Genomic DNA, 21,207 nt, shown 5'->3' on the forward strand with positions numbered 1-21,207 from the left:
TATCCCTCCACAATCAATTTAAACGCTTCCAAATGTGATAGAGGTAAAATGAATGGCCATTCGTTTTTGTCAAAAGAAAAAGACCCACAGCTTGCACGCTTCTATATAAATTTATATAGAAACAATGAAATGTGGATCTCTACTTTTCTCCGTCACGTTTATTAACTTGTCTATAATGTTAACCGTAAATGAAAGCGGTGTCAACGAAAAAATTCACATTTTCGTCACTTTTTTTGGTAATGTTTCCATAGTTCGCGTTTTGATGTCGTAATTGCTGTCGCACCAGCGTTTAAAGCTCTTTCCACATCTTCTACAGTACGAATAAAACCACCCGCTAAAATCGGTACACCAGTACGCTCTTTCACTTCAGCGATAATATCCGTCATTGCTCCAGGAAGTACCTCAATATAATCCGGTTTCGTCTTATCTAAAAGATTGCAGCTCTTCTCCATCGCACTCGAATCGATTAAAAAGATGCGTTGTATTGCCACAACACCTTTTTGCTTCGCCTTCATAATAACGCTCGCCTTTGTTGAAAGTAACCCGTACGGTCTAAACTCCTGACATAAATATTCCGTCGCATGCCCATCACTCTGCAAACCATGAATTAAATCCACATGTAAAAATACCTTTTTACAATATTGCTTCGCAAGTGATATAACACTCTTTAATTGACCGACATGAATATCTAAAATAACAATATATTCATACGAACTATGTAATAGCTTTTCCAAATCTTTAATTTGCCTCACTGCCGGCAAAATCTTCTGTTCATGAAATTCCATTCTCTATATCCCCTTCTTTATGTCATCCTATCCTTTATAGTACACAATTTAAGTGAAAAGAACAGCTAGTGTAGGGGATTTCTTTCAAATCTTTCCTCTATCTATATATTTTCTTCAACTTATCCGATCCCATACCACCTATAATCATGAATGCAAGGGGCAAAAGATTCATTACATATGGCGCATCTGCTACAATTGTAATACTTGCTCCAGCAAACTTATTTAGCATCCATACAACGATTTTTGCAATAAACAAAAATACTCCTATCATAAATAGACTATCAAAAAACACCTTCCATTTTGGATACGCCAATTGCTTACTATCTTCAATTACTTTCTGCGTCAATTCTTCATCACCCCTTAGCAGTTCATCAATTGTAATACCGAACAGATCACTTAAATGAATAATAATTTCAATGCTCAGATAGTTCTTTCCCGTCTCCCATTTCGAAACAGATTGCCTGCTCACATGAATTTTTTCAGCCAAATCATTTTGCGACCAATTTCTTTTTTCCCTTTCTTCTTTTAAACGCTCACTAAAAATCATACTGTGTTTATCACCTCTCTATGCCCATTATGTTCAAATAAATGATGAAGAGTAAAGCTAGTTATCGTTGCATTTCCTGCGCAACTTATGCGTTACAGCTTATAATGGCGCTCTTTTATATGTATCTTCCCTATACTATGCTCCAATAATAATTTCCCGAACAATAATACAAGGAACGGATACTAATAAAGTGAAACTTTAATCAACCCTCACCAATCGGGCTTTTACGGACAGCCCGCCCCCCACCTAACTTCTTTGCTTCCGCTGAATTTTGAGGTGGGGTCTTACTGCCCGGCAAATAGCGGGATAAAGACTAGATTAGGCATAAAAAATACGCCATCCCTTCTTATCAGTCTCCAGAAAGAATAACGCAAATTTTCATTTTTACTCATCATTTTTCGGACTATATGAAAACCCCGGATATTTCACAACAGGCCTCTTCTCCTTACGCAGGGAATCCATTACTTGCGGGCCAACATGTATATTACTCTCCACTATTTCTTTAGGAGTCAGTGCCATCCATTGATTTAACGATACATCTTCAAAACGATTACTTCTGAACATCTCTAAAAACCATAATGTTTCGGTACCTGTATTTTGAATATAATGCCCCGTCGCAAACGGTACATATCCGACATCGCCAGCTCTATAATCAAATGTACGAGCGGTACCATTTCCAAGAAACACAGTCATTCTCGCTTCCCCTGTCAAATAATATTGCCATTCATCATTATTCGGGTGCCAATGAAGTTCTCTCATTCCGCCAGGCTCAACCTCAACGAGCGCTGCTGCGATTGTTTTGGAAATAGGGAAATTTGTAGAATCTACAATTCGAACGCTACCACCAGGCGTCTTAATCGGCTTTTGTTTTAACAATTCATGTTTAAATGTTAAAGGAACTTCTCCTTTCGGTGATTGAATTTCCTGACTTTCAAGCGAACCTGGCACCTCTCCTTGATAAATATAAACTTGATCTGAAGGGATAGAACGAAAAGCACTCTCAGGTACTCCGAAATTAGCCGACAACACTTCTTTTGGCGTATGCGCAAACCAATCAGAAATAGCTAAAGTAGATAAATCAGAAAAATGCCCATCATCGAAAACGAGTAGAAATTCACAATGTTCCAATCCTTGAATGGAATGCGGAATACCAGGCGGAAAATACCAAAGATCACCTGGTCCAACATCAGCAATAAAATTCCGTCCATTTTGATCAACAGCCGTTATGCGTGCCCGTCCTAAAAGCATATACGCCCATTCCGCTTCTTTATGCCAATGTAGTTCTCGTACTCCACCGGCCGTTAAACTCATATTTACTCCCGCAATCGTCGTCGAAACCGGTAGTTCTCGAACAGTAATCTCCCGAGACCACCCGCCTTGTTTCAAAATCATAGAAGTGTCCGAGAATGAAAACTTCAAGTTAGGAACTAATCCTGCATCCGTTATAGGCGGAACAAGCATATTCGGATTTTGAATATCCCGCATAACATTACGAGGTCCAGAATCAATCGTACCTGCTCCGTCGCTGCGGATTGGTTGTGGCACATTCCCTCCCGCTTCATTAACAGTACGTTTCTTCATGATTACACTCCTTTTTCATCCAATTAGTAAGTAAAAAGCCTCCATCATAGTGTATGAATTGGGCTTTGGATGGTTACAGTTACTATGGAGTTACATCATCTGCCTATCATTATCGTTTTGTTCATTTCTCAACTTATACTAGTATGCTTAGCGCTTAGGAAGACAAAAAAATAAACTAGAACTAACAAAAAACCCTGTAAAATTTATTACAGAGTTTTTCACCAATTATTTATTGTTTTACATATCGAATACGAACATTATCGTCCATTTGATAAATTTGTAATGTGTTTCCATAACTAATTCCTAACTCTTCACTTACACCAACTGCACTTACAAATACCCCTTTAAATACTTTATTTTTAGTTGGTTTTACTACCGATACTCTTCGCTGCCTCTTCAAACAGTTTCGAACCTTCTTGTGCTTTACTTACTGATTGATGCATTTTACTTTCGTCTTCCTGATCTAATGCATCAAAGAGAAGTTGAAAACAATCCGCATATAGTTCCATCGACTGCTTTATCTTCGCCTGTTCTCCCTGTAACTCTGGAGGCGCTTGTAGATTCTTCAGCTTTGTAGCAGTTGCCTTTGCTCCACCTAAACTCAGTTGTACTTCACTTTTCTTTTGTTTGTATGATTTTACGTCTGAATCTGCTATTCCTTCAATTAATTTCATTGTATTTTCAATTTGAGTAGCACTATTTATGATATCTGCCTTGTACCTTTCAACATCTGAACCAGTTACCTTACCAGTTGAAGAACTAGAAGAAGTTGAATTATTTGAAGAAGAACTTGGTTGACTACTTGATGAACTACTGTTTGTACCTTCACCTTTCGCTACAGATAAGCTATCCTCTTTCTTGCCATCAGTTGACTTACTCTCTTTTTCAGAAGTCTTATTCTCTTTCTCTACCTTTTGCGTTTCTTCTTTCTTTGGTTCAGCTTTCTTACCATCAGTTTCAATTGTAATACAACCACTCAATAACATAACTGGTAACGCTAAACTTACTAATTTCTTTGCTTTCATGATTACTAATACCCCTTTATTTGTAAAATGTAGTGCAAACAAGTTAATATACTTAACTAATAAATTCCCCCCGAATAATTTATTAAAATCTACTATCCATAGATTCCCTGTATATTCATAATCTTTCCATATATAAGATTTTACAAAGAATTACATATTTGGTCAAAGGGATTTATGTAGTTTTTAAAAGGAAATTTACTAAACGAAAAGAAAATTTTAATCACAAAGAAAAGAAGCTAACAATAAATTGTTAACTTCTCAGCTTAAGGAAAAAATAGTATCTTTCCTTATCTTCTACTATCTAGATTGTAGATGAACCATATACCGCTCCCTCAAAAGAAAAAAGCTACCACCTAGGCAATAATTTCTACTAAGTGGTAACCTTTCAAAATTTCTATTAAAGCAATACAGAATCCTTATCACTATCCTGATTACGTTTCTCACGCTCTTCTTCTAAGCGCTTCATATATACTTCGCCTTCTTTTTCGATAAACTCATTATCCATATCTTGCTCTTTTTTCGAAGTATATAAAACCATGTAGCCACTTAGTACAATCCCAACAATTACAAGATACACCCACCATGGTAAAGTTTCCAAATCACTTCATTCCTTTCCTTAGACAAGCCTTATTAGTTTCACTTTATGAGGAAAGAATTGGATTTATGCTTAAAATTTTTATTGTGGATGCTTCGCGAAAAATGCTTGTACATATTCCATAAACTCAATTGGTTCTTGACGAAACGGTGCGTGGTATCCTTTTTCAATAATATGAAACGTACTATTTGCAAATAGCCCATGATACAGTTCACCATTTTTCCACGAAACACTCTTATCATGTCGTCCCCATATAATTAAAGTCGGTACCTTAATTTTATCAGCTTCCATCGCAATGCGGCGCTCTCGCATTTTCGTAAGCTGATCATAATGCTCTTTATCATCACGACTATTTTTTACTTCATTTTTATTATACTTCGTAATCTCAGTTACAGTTTGTAAGTCCGTCGATAGCGGTGGTACTTCATAACTTTCTTTTTGCTGGAAAGACTCTATCCCTGTAGCATCCGCCAAGATGAGATGCGTCACTGCATCCGGATATAAATACGCTAAATTAAGGGACATCTCTCCGCCCATTGAATGGCCGAGTACCGCAAACTGATCGTATCCAAGCTTCTTCATTAACTTATAATATAAATTCACTTGCGCAGGAAACGAATACTGAAAATCAACCGGCTTAGAAGAACGCCCAAACCCTAAAATATCAACCGCAATAATCGTATGATCTCGCACTAGTTCCGGATAAATATCACTAAACCCATCAGAAGAACCACCAAACCCATGCAACATGAGTAACGGAGGTTTCCCCTCACCAATTTGCTTAAAATAAATCGTCTGCCCATCAATTTGCGCCATACTCTCTTTCGTATTCAGCTTCATCATAACAGTATCTTTCACTTCTTCAACCTTCGCAATCGGCTTATCAACGAAGTTACATACGATAAGCAAAACAAGCACAATACCGCTAATCAAATAAAACTTAAACCGTTTCAAAGTTCCCGTCTCCTTTCTTGAGTTGCTATTTAAAGTTTTTACATTTTTTGGTTGTTTTATGTTCTCTTTTTAATTGTAACTAATACAGTTACAATTAAACTAAAAAAATATAACTCATTTCTATTACTAATGGTTATTCTGTAACTATTATAGTTACATATTTAAAGTAAGTCAATTCTTTTCTCTACATGGCCTGAAAATAGAAAAAGGGACTTCATGTTGAAGTCCCTTTCTTTGTTATTATAGTTGGCTTACTCCGCCGTCGCCTTTATTATCTGCGGGTGCTCCGCCTGTGTCACCAATGTTAACGTAGTCTGGTCTTGCTGGTGCTCCACCCGTATCTCCTCGACTAGCGTATTGATTAGATTCAGTAGAGCTGTTTAATCCTATGGCTAAAGCCCCCAAAATTGCTAATCCCGCTATTAATTTGCTAAGTTTTTTCATTATTTCAAAGCTCCCTTTTCTAAATATTTTTTATTCGCTTTATTATTTATATAAAAATATTTACTTGCTTTGATATGATTACCTTCTTCATAAAATTGCATTGCTAATTTTTCACTGTATTCTTTTATACATTCTAACAGATTTTTACTTTCAAAATACGAAATGCTTTCTAATACAATTTTCTCCATTTCATTTGCATTAGAGCCCTTATTCAATTCTTCCAATATCATAAAACGATATTGAAATTCTTTATTTTTTAATTCGTTACATGTTTCAATTCCCATCGCAATATATTTTTGCGCTAACTCAATTTCACCCAATTTCCAATACTCTTCAGCCACTGTAAAAATCGCTTTATAATGTTTAGGTAATTTCTCAGCAACTTCAGAAGCATGACGAATGGCTAAATCAGATAGATTTTGAGTACCATATAACCAACCTAAATTGTTTCTAATCACCAGAACGTACTTTTTATGATTTAATCTTTGGAATACATCTAAAGCAATATTAAAACTTTCTTCAGCTAATTCAAATTGCTTTAATTCCACGCAACATAAACCATATATATTTTCACATAATGCAACATTAATTTGGTACTCAGGATGATTTATAAATTCTTCTTTCGCTTTTTGAATATGGTGAATAGCTTTCACTTCCTGGTATGTATGATAGTAAAATTCACCTAAACGATAATTAAATTCTGCTTTTTCACAAGGATTTTGAATATATTCTAATAATTTTTCTGCCTGTTCAAATTCTTTACTAGCTTCCTCATAATTTTCAACCATTCTAAAATAAAGCGCTTTAAACAAATGATAATAATAAGCTAGCAAACCTTCTTGCGGAACTTCAAAAGGTTCTACTTGATTAAAGTGACCTTCTTTAATGGAAACCCAATCACTCAAAACTTGATATCTAAAATTCAACAACGCATGATAAAGCAATACATCCTGATCCACGTCCAACCCACTAATCTTACTTTCAATCTCCTCTTTCATTTCCGTGGCCTTCTCTATATTTTGCTGCAACATTACACGATACCAATCATCTAAAGAATGTTTCATTTGCTCCCGCGTTACTACATCTGCTCCCATACACTCGCATCCCCTTTTCTCCAAAATTACAAAATTAGGATTTTTATACAATTATTAAAATTGTATATTACCACTCCTTTTCTATGCATTGAAAAATAATTATCAGAAAATTTAATATTTTAATTAATTATACCAAAGTTTTCCTTTTTAATAACTTGAGAAATAATTGTCAGAAAACTTACTAGGATAAATAAAAAAGCAAGTAGTTCCAGCACTCCGCTAAAACTACTTGCTCTCCTACTTACTATCTCTATTTTTACTCTTTAATAAATTCCTTCGTACTTCTCACTGTATCAATTGGACGAACTAATTTTTCAATTTCTTCACGTTTTGGCTCTAGGAATGGAGGTAAAGATAATTTTTCGCCAAGTGTTTCGTATGGCTCATCTCCCATAAATCCTGGGCCGTCTGTTGCAAATTCAAATAAGATTTGTGGTGCAACTCTTGCGTATAATGATTCGAAGAAGTGACGGTCTACATAGCCAGATGAAGGAAGTCCAACGCTACTGATTCTCTCAATCCATTCTTCTAATACAGCGCGATCTTCTACGCGGAATGCAGCATGGTGAACCGTACCAAAACCTTGTCGTGCTTCTGGAAGAACCGTATTATGTTCTACAATGACAGAAGCACCGTTTCCACCTTTATTCACTTCAAATAAATAGAATTCTCCTTCTTGCGCAACCTCTTTAAATAATAAAACTTTTTCTAACACTTCTTTGAAGAAACTAAAGTTTGCAATACGGATGAATACAGGCCCTAAACCAGTAATTGCATATTCTAATGGAACTGGTCCGTTTTGCCATGGTGTACCTGATTCAATCCCTTTATCAAGTTCATCTGAGATTAATTGATAGTGTTGGTCATCAAAGTCAACGAAAGAAAGAATTTTCTTACCAAATTGCTCTTTAATTCCTGTATGTTCTACTTCAAGACGGTCAAAACGTTTCACCCAATATGCTAACGCTGCATCAGTTGGCACTCGGAATGAAGTTTTTGAAATTTCATTCGTACCGTGTACTCCTTTTGGAATACCTGGGAAGTCAAAGAATGTCATATCTGTTCCTGCACTACCTTTATCATCTGCAAAGAATAAATGATACGTTTGAATGTCATCTTGGTTTACTGTTTTTTTAACTAAACGCATTCCTAAAACGTGAGTGAAAAACTCATAGTTTTTTTCTGCACTACTTGTAATCGCTGTAACGTGGTGAATTCCTTTTAATTGGTTCATTTTATATTCCTCCAATGTGTTTCATTTATTTGTTAAAGTTGTATATTTTCTTCTATTACTTCTCTTCAATAGGTGCTAAATTCGCTTCAATCTCTGCACGCTGATCTTCTAAGAACGGTGGTAAATCAAGTTTTTCTCCTAAATGTTCCACATCTCCATCAACTGTAAATCCTGGGCCATCTGTCGCAATTTCAAATAGGATTCCGTTTGATTCGCGGAAATATAAGCTTTTAAAATAGAAACGGTCGATGATTCCTGAAGAATGGAAGCCTCTTTGTTTCACTTGTTCTTCCCAATAGGCAAGCTCTGCATCGTTTTTCACGCGAATTGCTAAATGGTGAATGCTGCCTCGGCCCGGTTTTTCAGTAGGACCATCTAAATATTTCACAACGATTTCTCCAAAAGCCTCTCCTTTAATGGACTGGAAAATTGCTTCCTCTTCGCTGCGGCTAACCTCTGTATAACCAAACATTTCTGTAAGTGTACTCGCTATTTTATCAAGTCTACGAACGGTCATTTCTACAGAACCCATTCCTTGAATTTGATGCTCTGCAGGAACTTCTGATTTCTCCCAAGTTTCCCAGTGCTCTACTTTTTCTCCGTTTGAAACGAGTAGTACTAAGCGAAGACCTTCAGCATCCTCAAATTGTAAAGCAGGACGATTTGCATATGTTGTCATTTCACTATGTTTCACATCAAATTTCTCAAATCGTTCTTTCCAGTAATGTAAGCTTTCCTCTGAAGGAACGAGTAATCCAATTCGAGTAATCGCATTCGTACCGCGATATGTTCTTCCTACTAATGGAATTTCAAAAAATGATAATTCCGTACCCGGACTTCCTGTTTTATCTCCGTAAAATAAATGGTACATTGACGGATCATCTTGGTTCACTGTCATTTTCACACGACGTAATCCAAGCACATTTTTATAAAAGTGATTATTTTCATTTGCATTTTTCGTAACCATTGAAATGTGATGATGCCCTTTAATTTTATACATTTTTAATTCCTCCGCTTCGTTTTACTAGTCAAGTGATGATAAAAAAATAATATGCTTTTTAGCTGTTCAATTTATTCTCATTATGTTTTTGTAAATTCATCTTAGTTTTTACTGAATAAATTACTTCGTTTTTTTAATCGAAAGCAAGTGAGTGTATGTTTTTCATATGACTCAATCGCTTTCGTTACTATCACTTTACAACTCAAGTGATTAAAAAGCAAGTAATTTATCTCAAATTCGAGATATTTTTTTATTAAATAACATTTTGGACTAAAAACACGAGAAATTCTTGGTTTGAGGACATTATAAAATTCATAAGTTGATGGATGTGAGATATCGCCAGCATTTTTGAAAAAAACACGCTAAGAGTATGCGAGATTTTATACAGTTTTTTCGTTAATCCAATAACAGACAAGAACCCTAAAACCGCACCAGAATAGGAATGTATAAAAAATTGCATAGATTGATAGAACAAAAAAAGGAGGTTCCCTTGTGAGAGTAGGGTTCCTCCTTTTTCCTTGCTACCGATAATAGGACGTTATGTTAACTGATCATGTATAGGATATTCATATAGGAATTGTTTCTATCAATGCTGAATTATACAAAGAAGGAGGCATGATAATGAAAAAAGAACAATTAATATTAATTGCTAGTCTTACTCTTTTATTTCCTGTCCTTGAATTTTTCTTCCAGAAATATGATTACTTCAATTTTTACGCACATATAGGTATTATAGCCATTGCTGTATCAACTGTCGTATTCACACTCCATTATATAAAACAAATTTATTGGAAATTATCGATCGTATGAAGAAATTATGAAAGAATAGAATTTAATTGAATATGTTTTCTATTACCCGTTTCAAGCTTTTCCCCATACCTTTTACTGCCCATACTAGTTTAAGGAACACTTTAAAGATAGCATCCCATACGTGTTCATTAATAAAAAATTCGTATACTTTCTTTAACCACTCTTTCGGGGATTTACTCTTACGTTTAAACCTTTGCCAATGCGTTTCTTCACTAGTTTTCATAACTACCCCTTCTTTCTTAATCGAATATGCTTTCTATTAGAAGTTTTAACACCTCGCTATAATGATGAAAAGAACGAGGTTTATCATATCTGGCAATTTAATCACTCCTAATTTTAAATTAAATTCATTATATAACGATTTCTAAATTTTTAGTTAATTACTAGTGAGAATTAAGCAAAATTTAAACAAAAACACCTATGTTATTTAGTTACAGGTTTTCCCCCTATAAAATCAACTATTTGCGTCACCAACTATGGGGTACGCGAATTACTTTGATATTACCTTTGAACGAACAAAATAACTCCTTTCGAAAAACAAATGAACTGATATTAATCAACTTCCAATATCGAGAATTATGTAAATAAGCTGCCCATATGGACAGCTTATTGTATTTTTTGCTTAGCATATTTTTTCTGAAATGCTGGCGGTACTCAATTTAAAAGTTGATATGCCCCCATTCTAGTGGCAAGATATGTTTTATTAGTTCTTCGTTACACCCATGCGTACTTCTTAACTATTTTATTTCATTTTTAATAAAGTGAAACTTTAATCAGTGGGGGTTTTCTTCACCCCCCACTGATTATCAGCCCTCACCAATCGGACTTTAATGACTTAACATTATGCTTATCTTAGGAGCGAGGTATTTTATCGGTGAGTGTACACAAACCATGTAATGCTTGCTGTTAATAATGCTGACGAAATCAAAGCTGTAAGAACACTATATGTTTGCCACATAAGTATTGTTGACCAATCGAAAGCACAGCACAGTATACTCAGGGCAATCGTAGCGGTCAGGAAAATAACTGTTACGGTTATTCTCTTTTTTGTCATTGGCTGCTGATCATTCGTTTTCCTTCTGCGTAATCCTAAGAGAAATAGCAAAACGGCCAATAGACAAAGAATAATTGTGATAGACGACAAAATGATATCCAAAAGCTGTGTACCGCTTATTTCATATGACTGAGTTAGATTGCCTTCTAATATATCTTTAACTTTTAGTACCATGTTTGTATTGGTATTTGCGCCGTTGCTCAGCAAGGAGACGGCTGTTCGTTCATTTGGCAGTATGACTACTTCGGTTCTGAAATTTGGATTGCCCCCAGTGTGTTCTATAATCGTTTGTTCGGCATTTACGGACCAACCTGCCGCATAATACATACCGTTGACAGCCGAAACAGACATATCACCCCTATGTGATTTTTCGATAACCGTGTGAAATATTTCGGGTATGTCCTGCACGATACCCATCTGTATGCCCAGCCAACGAGCCATATCTTTTGTATTAGAAATGATGTAGCCTGCGGGTTTATTCCCAGCATAATCCGGAGCTTTAAATGGAGTTGTCATAAAAAAGGAAGAACGGTAGCCCTGTGCCAACTGTCCAGTAGCTTGAGCATCTTCTTTATAAACATACGTCTGGTGAAGACCTAGCGGCTGAAATACCTGTTCCTTCATAAAGTCTTCATAGCTTTGTCGCGACACAATCTCAATAACCAAACCCAATACGTCATAATTAACGGTTCCATAGTTATACTGTTCACCGGGAGGGAACGCCAATTCAGCATCAACGAGCATTTCCACAGTCTTTTGCAACATATCCGGTGTATTGCCTTGTGGAATATTTTGAGTATGCCTAATATTTATTAGACCACTGGTATGGTGAAGAAAGTTATTTAGTGTAAGACTTTGCATATCAACAGGTTTCCCTTGATACTTTAATGTAAACCAAGGTAAATATTTTTGGACAGGGTCAGTCATTGAGAGCAGCCCTTGCTCTTCCAATAGCATAATACCCATACCGGTAAAAGCTTTACTGACCGAGGCTAACTCATAGAGTGTATTTTCACTTGCAGACAACCCCTTTTCACGGTCTGCATACCCTGAAGAAAAGTAGAACACTTCATCATCAGCAAGTATTGAGATTGACATTCCCGGCACACCTGATATACGACAGGCATCATCTAGCAACGCTTGTATTGCCGCAGATTGCGAATCTGACAACGCATAACTTTGTGTTGCAAATCCTGAGAATAATATAAATATCGTTAATACAAAAACAATAATCTTTTTCATAAACTCTCCTTTTTGGAAAATTATAAGAGAATAATATAAATAACCTCCTTTTACAACTACGAAACTAAATTTTAATTCATCTTTCTATTCACCTGTATAATATCAAATAATTGCGAATAGTTACACTTGATCGAACAGATGGATGTAATTTGAAACAACTTTAAAGAGCCTTGCTACGTAGAATGTAGTAAGGCTCTTAGCTTTTTAATAATCAAAATTCAATAACTTTATTATCATTATACAACAGCCCCACTAAGCGTATTAACACTTAATGAGGCCACTTTATTCACACTATTAATTATGGAACGTCGGTTTATAGAACGAACGATTATCAAGTGCAAAGACACGCTCTGTGTATTCGCCTGGTTTTGTGCGTCCTAATGCGCGGTCCATCATGTTCATTTTTGCATCTAAGTTATCGATGTAATGCAGAATTTCTGCTTCTTTTACTAATGGTGGTTTTGGGCTACCCCATTCCGCTTTTCCGTGGTGAGAAAGGACGATGTGTTGAAGAATTAATACTTCTTCTGCATCGATTTGCAATTCGTCTGCTGCTTTACCAATTTCGTTCACCATAATAGAAATGTGGCCTAGTAAATTTCCTTCTAACGTATACGTTGTAGAAATTGGGCCAGATAGTTCGATTACTTTACCAAGGTCATGTAAAATAACGCCTGCATATAGTAAGTCTTTATCTAACGATGGGTATAGATTTGAGATAGCTTTCGCTAAATCAAGCATTGATACGACGTGATAAGCTAGTCCAGATACGAACTCGTGATGGTTCTTTGTCGCTGCTGGATAGTCTAAAAATTCGTTTTGATGCTTATTTAATAAATGTCTTGTTAGACGCTGAATGTTCGGGTTTCTCATTTCAAATATGTATTGCGTAATTTTCTCAACCATATCTTCTTTTTTCACTGGTGCTTTTTCTACGAAGTCTGAGATATCTGTTACTTCATTTTCATTCGCAACACGAATTTGTTTCACACGTAATTGAATACGTCCTTTGTAGTTTAAAATATCACCAGCTACTTTCACGATTGTTTCCGCTACATATTGTTTCTCAACTTCTGGTGATACGTCCCATAGCTTCGCTTCAATGTCTCCACTTGGATCTTGTAAGATTACTGTTAAAAATGGCTTTCCATTGCTTGCGATACCTTTTGTCGCTGTTTTAATTAACAAGAAAATATCGACTTGTTCACCAACTTCATACTCTGCAATTTTCTTTTTCATTCGAATTCCTCCACCAAATCAGTTACTTTTAGTATAGCACACTACAACTCATTTTCTTTACGCATATGTGTTAATTTTATAATCTGTTTTTCTGGAAAATACGCAAGTAAATGCGCATGACATGTAAAGAATATGACTTGTCTATCCTTTGCAATTTCCTTTATAAGTTCAATCGTTCGATTCGTCCTTACCGCATCAAAATGCACGAAACTATCATCAATAATAAATGGATAATCATGTTCGAATGTTTTCGCGAGCGCAAATCTCAGCGATAAATATAACTGCTCCGCTGTCGCTTGGCTTAGTTCATGACTGTAAAAACGCATACCATCGTTACGTTCAACGATAAACGGTTCTGCCTCTGACGGTGAAAAGATTTTACTATAGCGTCCGCCTGTTAAATAGACGAAATACTCTTCTGATTTTTGTAAAATACGAGGAAGATGAACTTCATGATAATAGTGCTTCGTTTTCGTTAACACTGTCTTTGCGGCCGCATAAGCAGCCCACTTCTTCACTTGTTCACGCACTTGCGCTTTTTTCATTTCCCATTCATGCATTAAATCGCCGTACGTACTACCTTCTTCTAAATTCGCAATTTCCATACGATGTTTCGCAATACGCTCTGTCAGTTCTTTCTCTTTCGTAAGACAGTTTTGGACAGTTGTAATTTCTTGCTTTAATTTTCCTTCATAACCGTCAGCTTCATAATGTTCAGCTAATGATAAACTCGTTAAACGCTGTTCCAACAGATCAATTTGCGGTAATAAACGCCCCACTTGTTTCTCTGCATCCTCACGTTTTTCCGCCAGTTTACCTGCTTCTAAAAACATCTCTTCATCTGTAGACTCTGCAATATGCCATAAACCATCTCGTTCTATTAGTAATTGCTTTAATTGTTCTTGCATAAACTCATATTCTTCTTGCCATTCCGCCAGTTTTTCTTTTAACTGCTTACAAGTTTGGCGCTTCTCTTTCTCATTTTGCATACGGCTTTGTGCCTCGTGTAGCTTACTATACTCCGCACTACCGATAACAGTTTCTAGTTTATGTTCAAATTGCGAAATCATTTCATATAATGAAGATTTTCGCGTACCTTGCTTCTCTAACTCCCGATATAATTGCTGCATTTTTTCAATACGCTCAAACGCCGGCAATATGTGTGCATACGTATAAAATTCAGGAAACATATAGCGCGTTTTATATGCATCGACTTGTTCTCCCGCCTGGAACGTTTCTCTCTCCCATTCCTCATACGATGAAACGACTTTATCATACGCTCGTTCCAACTGCTGTAACTTATAAGACTCGCGCTCAAATAACTTCCGAATCTCTTCATCTTTTTCTAACTGATAACGAACAGACATCGCTTCTTCACTTTGTCTCCCGCCAGCACTTTGCTGAAGTGTAAGGAGCTCTTCTTGTAATCCACTTGATGGATCTTTATATAAAACAAGGGCGAGAACAATCCCTACAAAAACAATGACACTAATAAATAAGAGCGGTCGATTGTCTATAAATAAGCTTGTGAATAAAATGCCTGTGTTAATAAGGAGTAACAGAAGACAAACTCTTTGCCACTGCTTTTTCTTTTGCTTAGCTGCTCCTGCTTTTTCCTCATACTTGCGCTTCATTCTCTCTGCGCCCATACCGATAAACGCCGCATCTTGGAACGACTTCTCTTTCTCAGCTAACGCATTTCGCTCTTCATCCGCTAACATTCGTTGCTTAATCTGTCTTATATTCTCTTCTTGTTCTTCTAATTGCTCCTGCGCTACTTTAAAATGATCATCAAGCTGTGCTTTTTGCGTTTCTAATTCACGCGCCTTTTGCACTGTTTGCGTAATTAACTCTTTCGTTGCCAAACTCATATCAAACGACAGAACTGTTTCCTTTTCAAAAGTAGCACCAATTTGTTGCTCTAGTTCTGCCAGTTCTTCTTTTATATTCGTAATACTTCCTGTCAAATCACGCATTTCTTGGCGTGCATTTTCGTAAGACATATGCTGCATACGAAGTTCTTCTACATAACTTTCTTTTTGTAAAAACTCTTCATCTATTTGAATCGAGGCAATTTCCGATTGCACTGTCTCAATTTTCTTGTGGAGCGAATCAACTTGTAATTGAAGCGGCTCCATCTTCGCCTTAATTGCTTCATAACGCGCCATTCCGTTTACAGGAAACTGCCCGCTCTCGTTCTCTAACACTTTCTCGTGCGCACGCTTTTCAATAACGAGAGGCTCAAGCGCTGCTAATATTTCATAATCTTGCTTCCGCTTTTCTGCATTCTCTTTTTCCACGCGAACAGAAGCAAGTTTCTCTTCACTTTCTTTTAACTGCTCCACTTGCTTTTCATACGTGCCAATTTTCCCTTGCCACTCTTTCATCTTCTCTTCAAGTTTCTTCATCTCTTGCAATGACACGTTAATTTCTGGTTTACGACCACTCGGCTTGAAGCGCTGGTCCATTTCTTTTTCTAGCTTTTTATCTAACTGCAATAGCGCATCACTTCCGACTGCACTTGCCGAAAATAAATAATTGCCAATATCTGCTTCGCCAAGCTGATGAATGTTTTGAAGGCCATGCATATCAAATGAAAAGACAGATTCAAATAAATTTTCATTCATCCCGCTTAATATATCGTTTAAAATTTCTTCTCCGCCCGTTTTCCCGTCTTCAAAATAAACGGTCACCTCGCCAGCTGCCGTCTTTGGCAATCGCTCAATTTTCAAACGACCGTACTGCTCTGTTTGCACAGTGATCGCACCGCCATACTTCCCGCCTTCTTTCGGCTCATAACGGCGCTGTCCTCTCGTCGGAAAACCGAATAAAATACTTTTCATAAATGAGCGAATTGTCGATTTCCCCGCTTCATTTTCACCGTATAACACTGTCAGCAAGGAAAGATCCATTTCCACATTTTCTAATTTTCCGTACCCATAAATATGGAGTTTTTCAATTCTCATTTTTTATCCCTCTCTTGCTGGAATAATTGTTCTAAAATAATATTTTCTGCTTCCTTTTGAATCTCTTTCTTCTCTTCTTCTGTAAAAGATTCAATACTATTACGCGCTACAGGAGATGTCCAAATAGTGCGCAATACTCCGTCCATATTAGTGAAAGCTTCTAACTCCTTTAGCACACTACCGACGAAATGATTTTCCGCTTTCAAACGTTCGATTTCCGCAAAAGAAACCGTCTCATTTTTCCACTTCATTGCATATACGAAATCTTTTCGCTCTTCTCCAGATGCTAAAATGTGAAAAATCTCTTCCACACGCTTTTCGTCGCGCAAATAAGGTGAAAGTGGGCCTTGTCCTGTAAATACGACAGTTAATAGCGTACCTTCCTCTTCTCTTCGGCATTCATTCATCGCAGTAGATATGCTTGTCATAAGTTCATCAACAGTGTCAAGTCCATCAATACCAACCTCGATTTCGTCCCATACAACATCTGCCGTATGGAAAAATGAACACTGCGATCCTTTTTTCGTAAGTTCAATAAGGTATGCACCCTTCTCGCCTGTTTCCTTACGATGACGACCTTGTATGTTCCCTGGATAAATAATGTATGGTTCTTCTGATAAAATTTCACGTTTATGTATATGGCCAAGAGCCCAATAATCAAACTGTTTTTCTTTCAACTCACGAATTTGAAACGGTGCATAGCGATTATGCTCTGCATCTCCTTCCACACTTCCGTGAAGCATACCAATATGAAAAGGCGCATCACTCATTTTCGTATACTGCGCTGTCATATTATCCGTTACCGCTTGCTGCAAATAACTAAAACCATAAATAGAAGCTAATAGCTCACCATTTTTATAAAATGATTTCTCTTCTACATAAGGCTCAGTAAATACATGAACATTTTCCGAAAACTCAATTGCTGCCCAGCTTCCCCCTAAATGATCATGGTTACCGTGAATAATAAAAACAGGGATATCGTATTGCGAAAGTCTCTTCATTTGCTCACGCACAAACACTTGCGCCCTCAAACTTCTCGTCTCCGCATCATACAAATCCCCAGCTAGTAATACGAAATCAACGCGCTCTTGAATCGCTTTATCAACAATACGCTCAAATGATTCAAACGTACTTTGCTTCATTCTCTCCCACACAGACTGCGTAACATTCATCTCCATCCCTTTAAACGGACTATCCAAATGCAAATCAGCCGCATGTATAAACTTTACTTGTTTCACAAATAACGATCCTTTCTATCTTTCAAAAGTTTCATTTTATCAAAATTTAAATCGCTGAAAACTAATAATCATCGAGAATAAAAATATTCTCGATGATTAAAGTTTCATTCTATTTTACCACGCAATGTCATATATTTCTTTGCATATTGTAGTATTTTATGTCAAAATAATTATAAGATTCTGATTTTAAATATTGGAGGGAATTTTCATGGGAGTATACGTTCTAACAGTCTTTGAAAAAGATGGTTCAAAAGCATTAGACGAATCATTCGAGGCGGCAACTGAAAAAGAAGCGAAAGCAAAAGGTGAATCTATCTTACAAGAAAAAGGATTGTATGAAAAAACACATCGCTGTACATCTACTGCAGGTAAGCTCGTTTTATTCCAGCGCTAAAAAAAGAAGCGTCATCCGCTTCTTTTTCACTCTACTATATCTTCGTCACACCACGTAAACACCACATCTAGAATACGATTACCGATACGTACGCGTTTATTCCATTTACCTGTTTGGATCTGATGTTGCAATTCTGCTTTCATCTTTTCCGTCCAGTCGTGAATTGTTTCACTACCGTCGTACGGATATACGCTTGGAAACTCTTTCTGCAGTAGATGCAAGCTCTCTGCATCAAAATGAAAATGGAAGAAGTAGTTTGCTGTAAGCGATGGTTCTTGCAATCGTAAAAAATGATCATCAATTTGCTTTCTATTTCGATAGAAAGTAAAGATATTCACTTTACCGCTAGTAATTTGGTCAATTTGAATTTCGTGCTTCTCTATAATCACGTCTTGTCCACCTCGTTGTATACTATCTTTAGTATATATGTCTTTTGCAACAAAGTTAACCATTTTCGCGCGAAATTCATTTCCTTCATTATATTACCTGTACCTCCATATGCAATCAGAATAAATAAAACAAAGTTGAAGGGGAGCGATCACATGTATTTCGGAAGCAAAGGTTGGTATGTAAAAGAACTTAAAAAATTAGGTATCCGTACTTATGAAGGTAAAAAACTAGAATCGTATCGTACGCATGTGTTGTCTAGTTTACTTGAGAGAATGAAGAAGGCTTCGGCTTAATAGAATAGCAAGAAGTAAACCTGAATATTGATAAATGATAAAAAACACCTCCTAAATTCGCATACTAAGTATGCAAATTAAATGGAGGTGTTTTTATTAGTTTCACTTTTTCAGGGGCGCTTCAGTTTTCATAAAATATTTTTTGTTTCCGCTGAAACGGATAAGTTTTAATCTCAGCTGTATCTAAATTTTCATTGAATAAATGAATAGCTATAATTTGTCTACAATCGTAAGTATGGTAATAATATGTTCCAGATTCCATACACATTGCACTCGTATAGATGGTATTATCTAATGTTCCGTCTTCTGTTATTACTGACCCTTTAGGAACCTCACAATTTGATAAGATATGAAAAATAGCAGATATCCCCTCTTCTTCGTTCTCTATACCTTGAATGTTTTGTTTTCCATATGCTGCCCGCACAAATCTTGATGGCGGGGTAAAATCTCCAGGAAGTCCCATCGTTCCTGAACCTTGGCCAAAAGCACTTAATGGTACATCTCCCCACTCCGTTGGCGCAAATGGCTGCGATTTAAGTCCAATATATTGTCTTAAATTTTGTAAATGCCAATTAAACTCCGGACTATTAGTCATCACTCCTAATGGATTGTCATACATTTTTAGTCCATCAGTTGTCGGCTCAAGTACAATACACTCTCCCCATTTATCTGCTAAAATCCAATGTAGCGGCGGAGTAATTCCTAAAACTGGTAATGGTATATCTATAAGGGAAATGTTATCAACAGATTTTTTTAACTCTTCAACAGAATTAAATTGCGTGAGGCTCCAAGCTACAAAATCAAATGGCGCTAAATTCGTTTTATGGTTATCTATACTGTTACTATAAGTAGCGAATCCCGGGAAATAGAGAGTGGCACACGTCATACCAGCTTCATTTACTCCGTCCGCCATAATGACCCTTCCTTCATGATTAATTCCCATTCCGACAACAGCCTTTTTCGCTCGGATAGTTTCACCAGTTATATTGTTCCACTGATAACGCCGAGGAATGATTATTACTTCCTGATTCATATCTAATGTGAAATCCATTGTTCTCGCAAAAAGATGTTGGAAATTTTTAGTTTGTAACGTCAAACTAGTACACATGAAGAAATCCCCCCATTTTATAGTTATATACACATTTTATAAAATTCTGATAAATACGTAAATTAAAAACCCTATTTATCACTAACAAAGTAACCATCCAAACTAAAAATGCTATAATAAACCCAATCAAACTAAGGGGGCAAATTACTTTGCTTGGAACATGCATTCAATTTCATAAGTTTGGCAATCCAAAAGACGTATTACAAGTTGAATATAAAAATATAGAACCACTGAAAGATAATGAAGTTTTCGTCCGTATGCTAGTTAGACCGATTAATCCATCTGACTTAATTCCCATCACAGGAGCGTACGCTCATAGAATTCCTTTACCTAACATACCTGGCTATGAAGGTGTTGGTATTGTAGAAAATGTTGGCGCTTTTGTTTCTCGAGAGCTTATCGGTAAACGAGTGTTACCTTTACGCGGGGAAGGTACTTGGCAAGAATATGTGAAGACATCAGCTGATTTTGTAGTCCCTATTCCTGATTCCATTGATGATTTCACAGCGGCACAAATGTATATTAATCCCCTTACGGCGTGGGTTACTTGTACAGAAACGTTAAACTTACAGCGTAATGACGTTTTATTAGTGAATGCTTGTGGGTCCGCTATTGGACATCTATTTGCGCAGTTATCCCAAATTTTAAATTTCCGATTAATTGCCGTTACAAGAAATAATAAGCATACAGAAGAATTACTGCGCCTTGGTGCTGCATATGTAATTGATACTTCCACTGCCCCGCTTTATGAAACTGTTATGGAATTAACAAACGGGATTGGTGCGGATGCTGCGATTGATTCTATCGGAGGACCGGATGGAAATGCATTAGCTTTTTCCTTACGTCCAAACGGGCATTTTTTAACGATCGGTCTTCTATCAGGAATACAAGTGAACTGGGCAGAGATTGTCACAAAAGCAAAAGTGCACGCGAACATATTTCATTTACGACATTGGAATAATGAAGTGTCACCATATAAATGGCAAGAAACGTTTCGTCACTTAATTCGTTTAGTCGAAAATAAGCAATTACGTTTTATGAAAGTCCATTCTACATATGACTTAGCGGATGTGAAAGCGGCAGTTGATGTTGTGCAGTCTGCTGGCGCGACACGTTTCTCTATAAGCGTTTAGACGTGAAGTGAGAGTGTTGCTGAAATTTATCTTAAGCAACAATAACTAATATATCGAGAGTTGGAATGAAAATCGTCATGT

The 21,207-nt window shown here is 36.6% G+C and carries 22 protein-coding genes; 4 read left to right on the plus strand and 18 right to left on the minus strand.

The genetic code is table 11. The annotated features are described in order from the left end of the window. Positions 1 to 224: 224 nt before the first annotated feature. The 11 genes from glpP to ACS2CR_RS08105 all read right to left on the minus strand — a co-directional run bounded on the left by glpP (position 225) and on the right by ACS2CR_RS08105 (position 9,259). On the minus strand, positions 225 to 785 hold the full coding sequence (glpP, locus tag ACS2CR_RS08055; protein ID WP_000394286.1) for a glycerol uptake operon antiterminator GlpP: 561 nt from the start codon (positions 783 to 785) through the stop codon (positions 225 to 227). A 97-nt stretch (positions 786 to 882) separates the two neighbouring features. Further along, complete coding sequence (locus tag ACS2CR_RS08060; protein ID WP_000577638.1) at positions 883 to 1,332, minus strand: helix-turn-helix domain-containing protein; 450 nt, start codon at positions 1,330 to 1,332, stop codon at positions 883 to 885. Between the two features lie 384 nt (positions 1,333 to 1,716). Beyond that, the gene (locus tag ACS2CR_RS08065) at positions 1,717 to 2,913 is read right to left on the minus strand and encodes an oxalate decarboxylase family bicupin (protein ID WP_000747521.1); all 1,197 of its coding nucleotides are present in this window, start codon (positions 2,911 to 2,913) and stop codon (positions 1,717 to 1,719) included. A gap of 229 nt (positions 2,914 to 3,142) precedes the next feature. After that, positions 3,143 to 3,313, minus strand: coding sequence for a hypothetical protein (locus tag ACS2CR_RS08070; protein WP_002100810.1), 171 nt, complete (start codon positions 3,311 to 3,313; stop codon positions 3,143 to 3,145). Then, the gene (locus ACS2CR_RS08075; protein WP_000644831.1) at positions 3,273 to 3,938 is read right to left on the minus strand and encodes a DUF7018 domain-containing (lipo)protein; all 666 of its coding nucleotides are present in this window, start codon (positions 3,936 to 3,938) and stop codon (positions 3,273 to 3,275) included. Before ACS2CR_RS08075 ends, ACS2CR_RS08070 begins: the two co-directional genes overlap by 41 nt. Positions 3,939 to 4,335: 397 nt before the next feature. Continuing rightward, on the minus strand, positions 4,336 to 4,536 hold the full coding sequence (locus tag ACS2CR_RS08080; protein WP_000449223.1) for a sporulation YhaL family protein: 201 nt from the start codon (positions 4,534 to 4,536) through the stop codon (positions 4,336 to 4,338). Positions 4,537 to 4,614: 78 nt separating this feature from the next. Further along, positions 4,615 to 5,487 (minus strand): alpha/beta fold hydrolase, encoded by an 873-nt coding sequence (locus ACS2CR_RS08085; protein WP_000819468.1) that lies wholly within the window; start codon positions 5,485 to 5,487, stop codon positions 4,615 to 4,617. Between the two features lie 240 nt (positions 5,488 to 5,727). Then, positions 5,728 to 5,931 carry a Phr family secreted Rap phosphatase inhibitor gene (locus ACS2CR_RS08090; RefSeq protein ID WP_053513543.1) on the minus strand — a complete coding sequence of 68 codons (204 nt, stop codon included), beginning with the start codon at positions 5,929 to 5,931 and terminating at the stop codon, positions 5,728 to 5,730. Further along, complete coding sequence (locus tag ACS2CR_RS08095) at positions 5,931 to 7,025, minus strand: tetratricopeptide repeat protein (RefSeq protein ID WP_053513542.1); 1,095 nt, start codon at positions 7,023 to 7,025, stop codon at positions 5,931 to 5,933. Before ACS2CR_RS08095 ends, ACS2CR_RS08090 begins: the two co-directional genes overlap by 1 nt. Positions 7,026 to 7,281: 256 nt before the next feature. Next, the gene (locus tag ACS2CR_RS08100) at positions 7,282 to 8,259 is read right to left on the minus strand and encodes a ring-cleaving dioxygenase (protein ID WP_053513540.1); all 978 of its coding nucleotides are present in this window, start codon (positions 8,257 to 8,259) and stop codon (positions 7,282 to 7,284) included. A gap of 55 nt (positions 8,260 to 8,314) precedes the next feature. Beyond that, complete coding sequence (locus tag ACS2CR_RS08105) at positions 8,315 to 9,259, minus strand: ring-cleaving dioxygenase (RefSeq protein WP_053513538.1); 945 nt, start codon at positions 9,257 to 9,259, stop codon at positions 8,315 to 8,317. Between the two features lie 621 nt (positions 9,260 to 9,880). On the opposite strand from ACS2CR_RS08105, the gene ACS2CR_RS08110 reads away from it, so the two are divergent. Further along, the gene (locus ACS2CR_RS08110) at positions 9,881 to 10,069 is read left to right on the plus strand and encodes a hypothetical protein (RefSeq protein ID WP_000712159.1); all 189 of its coding nucleotides are present in this window, start codon (positions 9,881 to 9,883) and stop codon (positions 10,067 to 10,069) included. Positions 10,070 to 10,091: 22 nt separating this feature from the next. Here the strand turns inward: ACS2CR_RS08110 and ACS2CR_RS08115 are convergent, their stop codons facing one another. The 5 genes from ACS2CR_RS08115 to ACS2CR_RS08135 all read right to left on the minus strand — a co-directional run bounded on the left by ACS2CR_RS08115 (position 10,092) and on the right by ACS2CR_RS08135 (position 17,808). Next, complete coding sequence (locus ACS2CR_RS08115) at positions 10,092 to 10,292, minus strand: hypothetical protein (protein ID WP_000858032.1); 201 nt, start codon at positions 10,290 to 10,292, stop codon at positions 10,092 to 10,094. 645 nt (positions 10,293 to 10,937) lie between these two features. Beyond that, on the minus strand, positions 10,938 to 12,365 hold the full coding sequence (locus ACS2CR_RS08120; protein ID WP_053513536.1) for a serine hydrolase domain-containing protein: 1,428 nt from the start codon (positions 12,363 to 12,365) through the stop codon (positions 10,938 to 10,940). 294 nt (positions 12,366 to 12,659) lie between these two features. Further along, on the minus strand, positions 12,660 to 13,604 hold the full coding sequence (gene yhaM, locus ACS2CR_RS08125; RefSeq protein ID WP_000726639.1) for a 3'-5' exoribonuclease YhaM: 945 nt from the start codon (positions 13,602 to 13,604) through the stop codon (positions 12,660 to 12,662). A gap of 41 nt (positions 13,605 to 13,645) precedes the next feature. Next, entirely contained in the window at positions 13,646 to 16,570 is a 2,925-nt protein-coding gene (locus tag ACS2CR_RS08130; RefSeq protein ID WP_053513534.1) for an ATP-binding protein, read from the minus strand. Beyond that, positions 16,567 to 17,808 carry a metallophosphoesterase family protein gene (locus ACS2CR_RS08135; RefSeq protein ID WP_000815728.1) on the minus strand — a complete coding sequence of 414 codons (1,242 nt, stop codon included), beginning with the start codon at positions 17,806 to 17,808 and terminating at the stop codon, positions 16,567 to 16,569. The genes ACS2CR_RS08130 and ACS2CR_RS08135 overlap by 4 nt, the downstream gene beginning before the upstream one ends. A 208-nt stretch (positions 17,809 to 18,016) precedes the next feature. Here ACS2CR_RS08135 and ACS2CR_RS08140 point away from each other — a divergent pair, with 208 nt between their 5' ends. After that, positions 18,017 to 18,202, plus strand: coding sequence for a YhzD family protein (locus tag ACS2CR_RS08140; RefSeq protein WP_000539552.1), 186 nt, complete (start codon positions 18,017 to 18,019; stop codon positions 18,200 to 18,202). Between the two features lie 26 nt (positions 18,203 to 18,228). Here ACS2CR_RS08140 and ACS2CR_RS08145 read toward each other — a convergent pair whose 3' ends face one another. Next, a complete protein-coding gene (locus tag ACS2CR_RS08145) occupies positions 18,229 to 18,591 on the minus strand; it encodes a hypothetical protein (protein WP_000582785.1) in 363 nt (120 codons plus the stop codon). 153 nt (positions 18,592 to 18,744) lie between these two features. Between ACS2CR_RS08145 and ACS2CR_RS08150 the strand changes: the two genes are divergently transcribed. Next, positions 18,745 to 18,885 carry a YflJ family protein gene (locus ACS2CR_RS08150; RefSeq protein WP_000273536.1) on the plus strand — a complete coding sequence of 47 codons (141 nt, stop codon included), beginning with the start codon at positions 18,745 to 18,747 and terminating at the stop codon, positions 18,883 to 18,885. A 121-nt stretch (positions 18,886 to 19,006) separates the two neighbouring features. On the opposite strand, the gene bsh is transcribed toward ACS2CR_RS08150, so the two are convergent. Then, positions 19,007 to 19,993 carry a choloylglycine hydrolase gene (bsh, locus tag ACS2CR_RS08155; protein ID WP_053513532.1) on the minus strand — a complete coding sequence of 329 codons (987 nt, stop codon included), beginning with the start codon at positions 19,991 to 19,993 and terminating at the stop codon, positions 19,007 to 19,009. Between the two features lie 149 nt (positions 19,994 to 20,142). Here bsh and ACS2CR_RS08160 point away from each other — a divergent pair, with 149 nt between their 5' ends. Further along, positions 20,143 to 21,126: a zinc-dependent alcohol dehydrogenase family protein gene (locus tag ACS2CR_RS08160; RefSeq protein WP_053513531.1), complete on the plus strand. Its 984-nt coding sequence runs from the start codon at positions 20,143 to 20,145 to the stop codon at positions 21,124 to 21,126. The last annotated feature ends 81 nt before the right edge of the window (positions 21,127 to 21,207 follow it).

The sequence above is a fragment of the Bacillus cereus group sp. BceL291 genome (assembly GCF_051776705.1).
Lineage (GTDB): Bacteria > Bacillota > Bacilli > Bacillales > Bacillaceae_G > Bacillus_A > Bacillus_A cereus.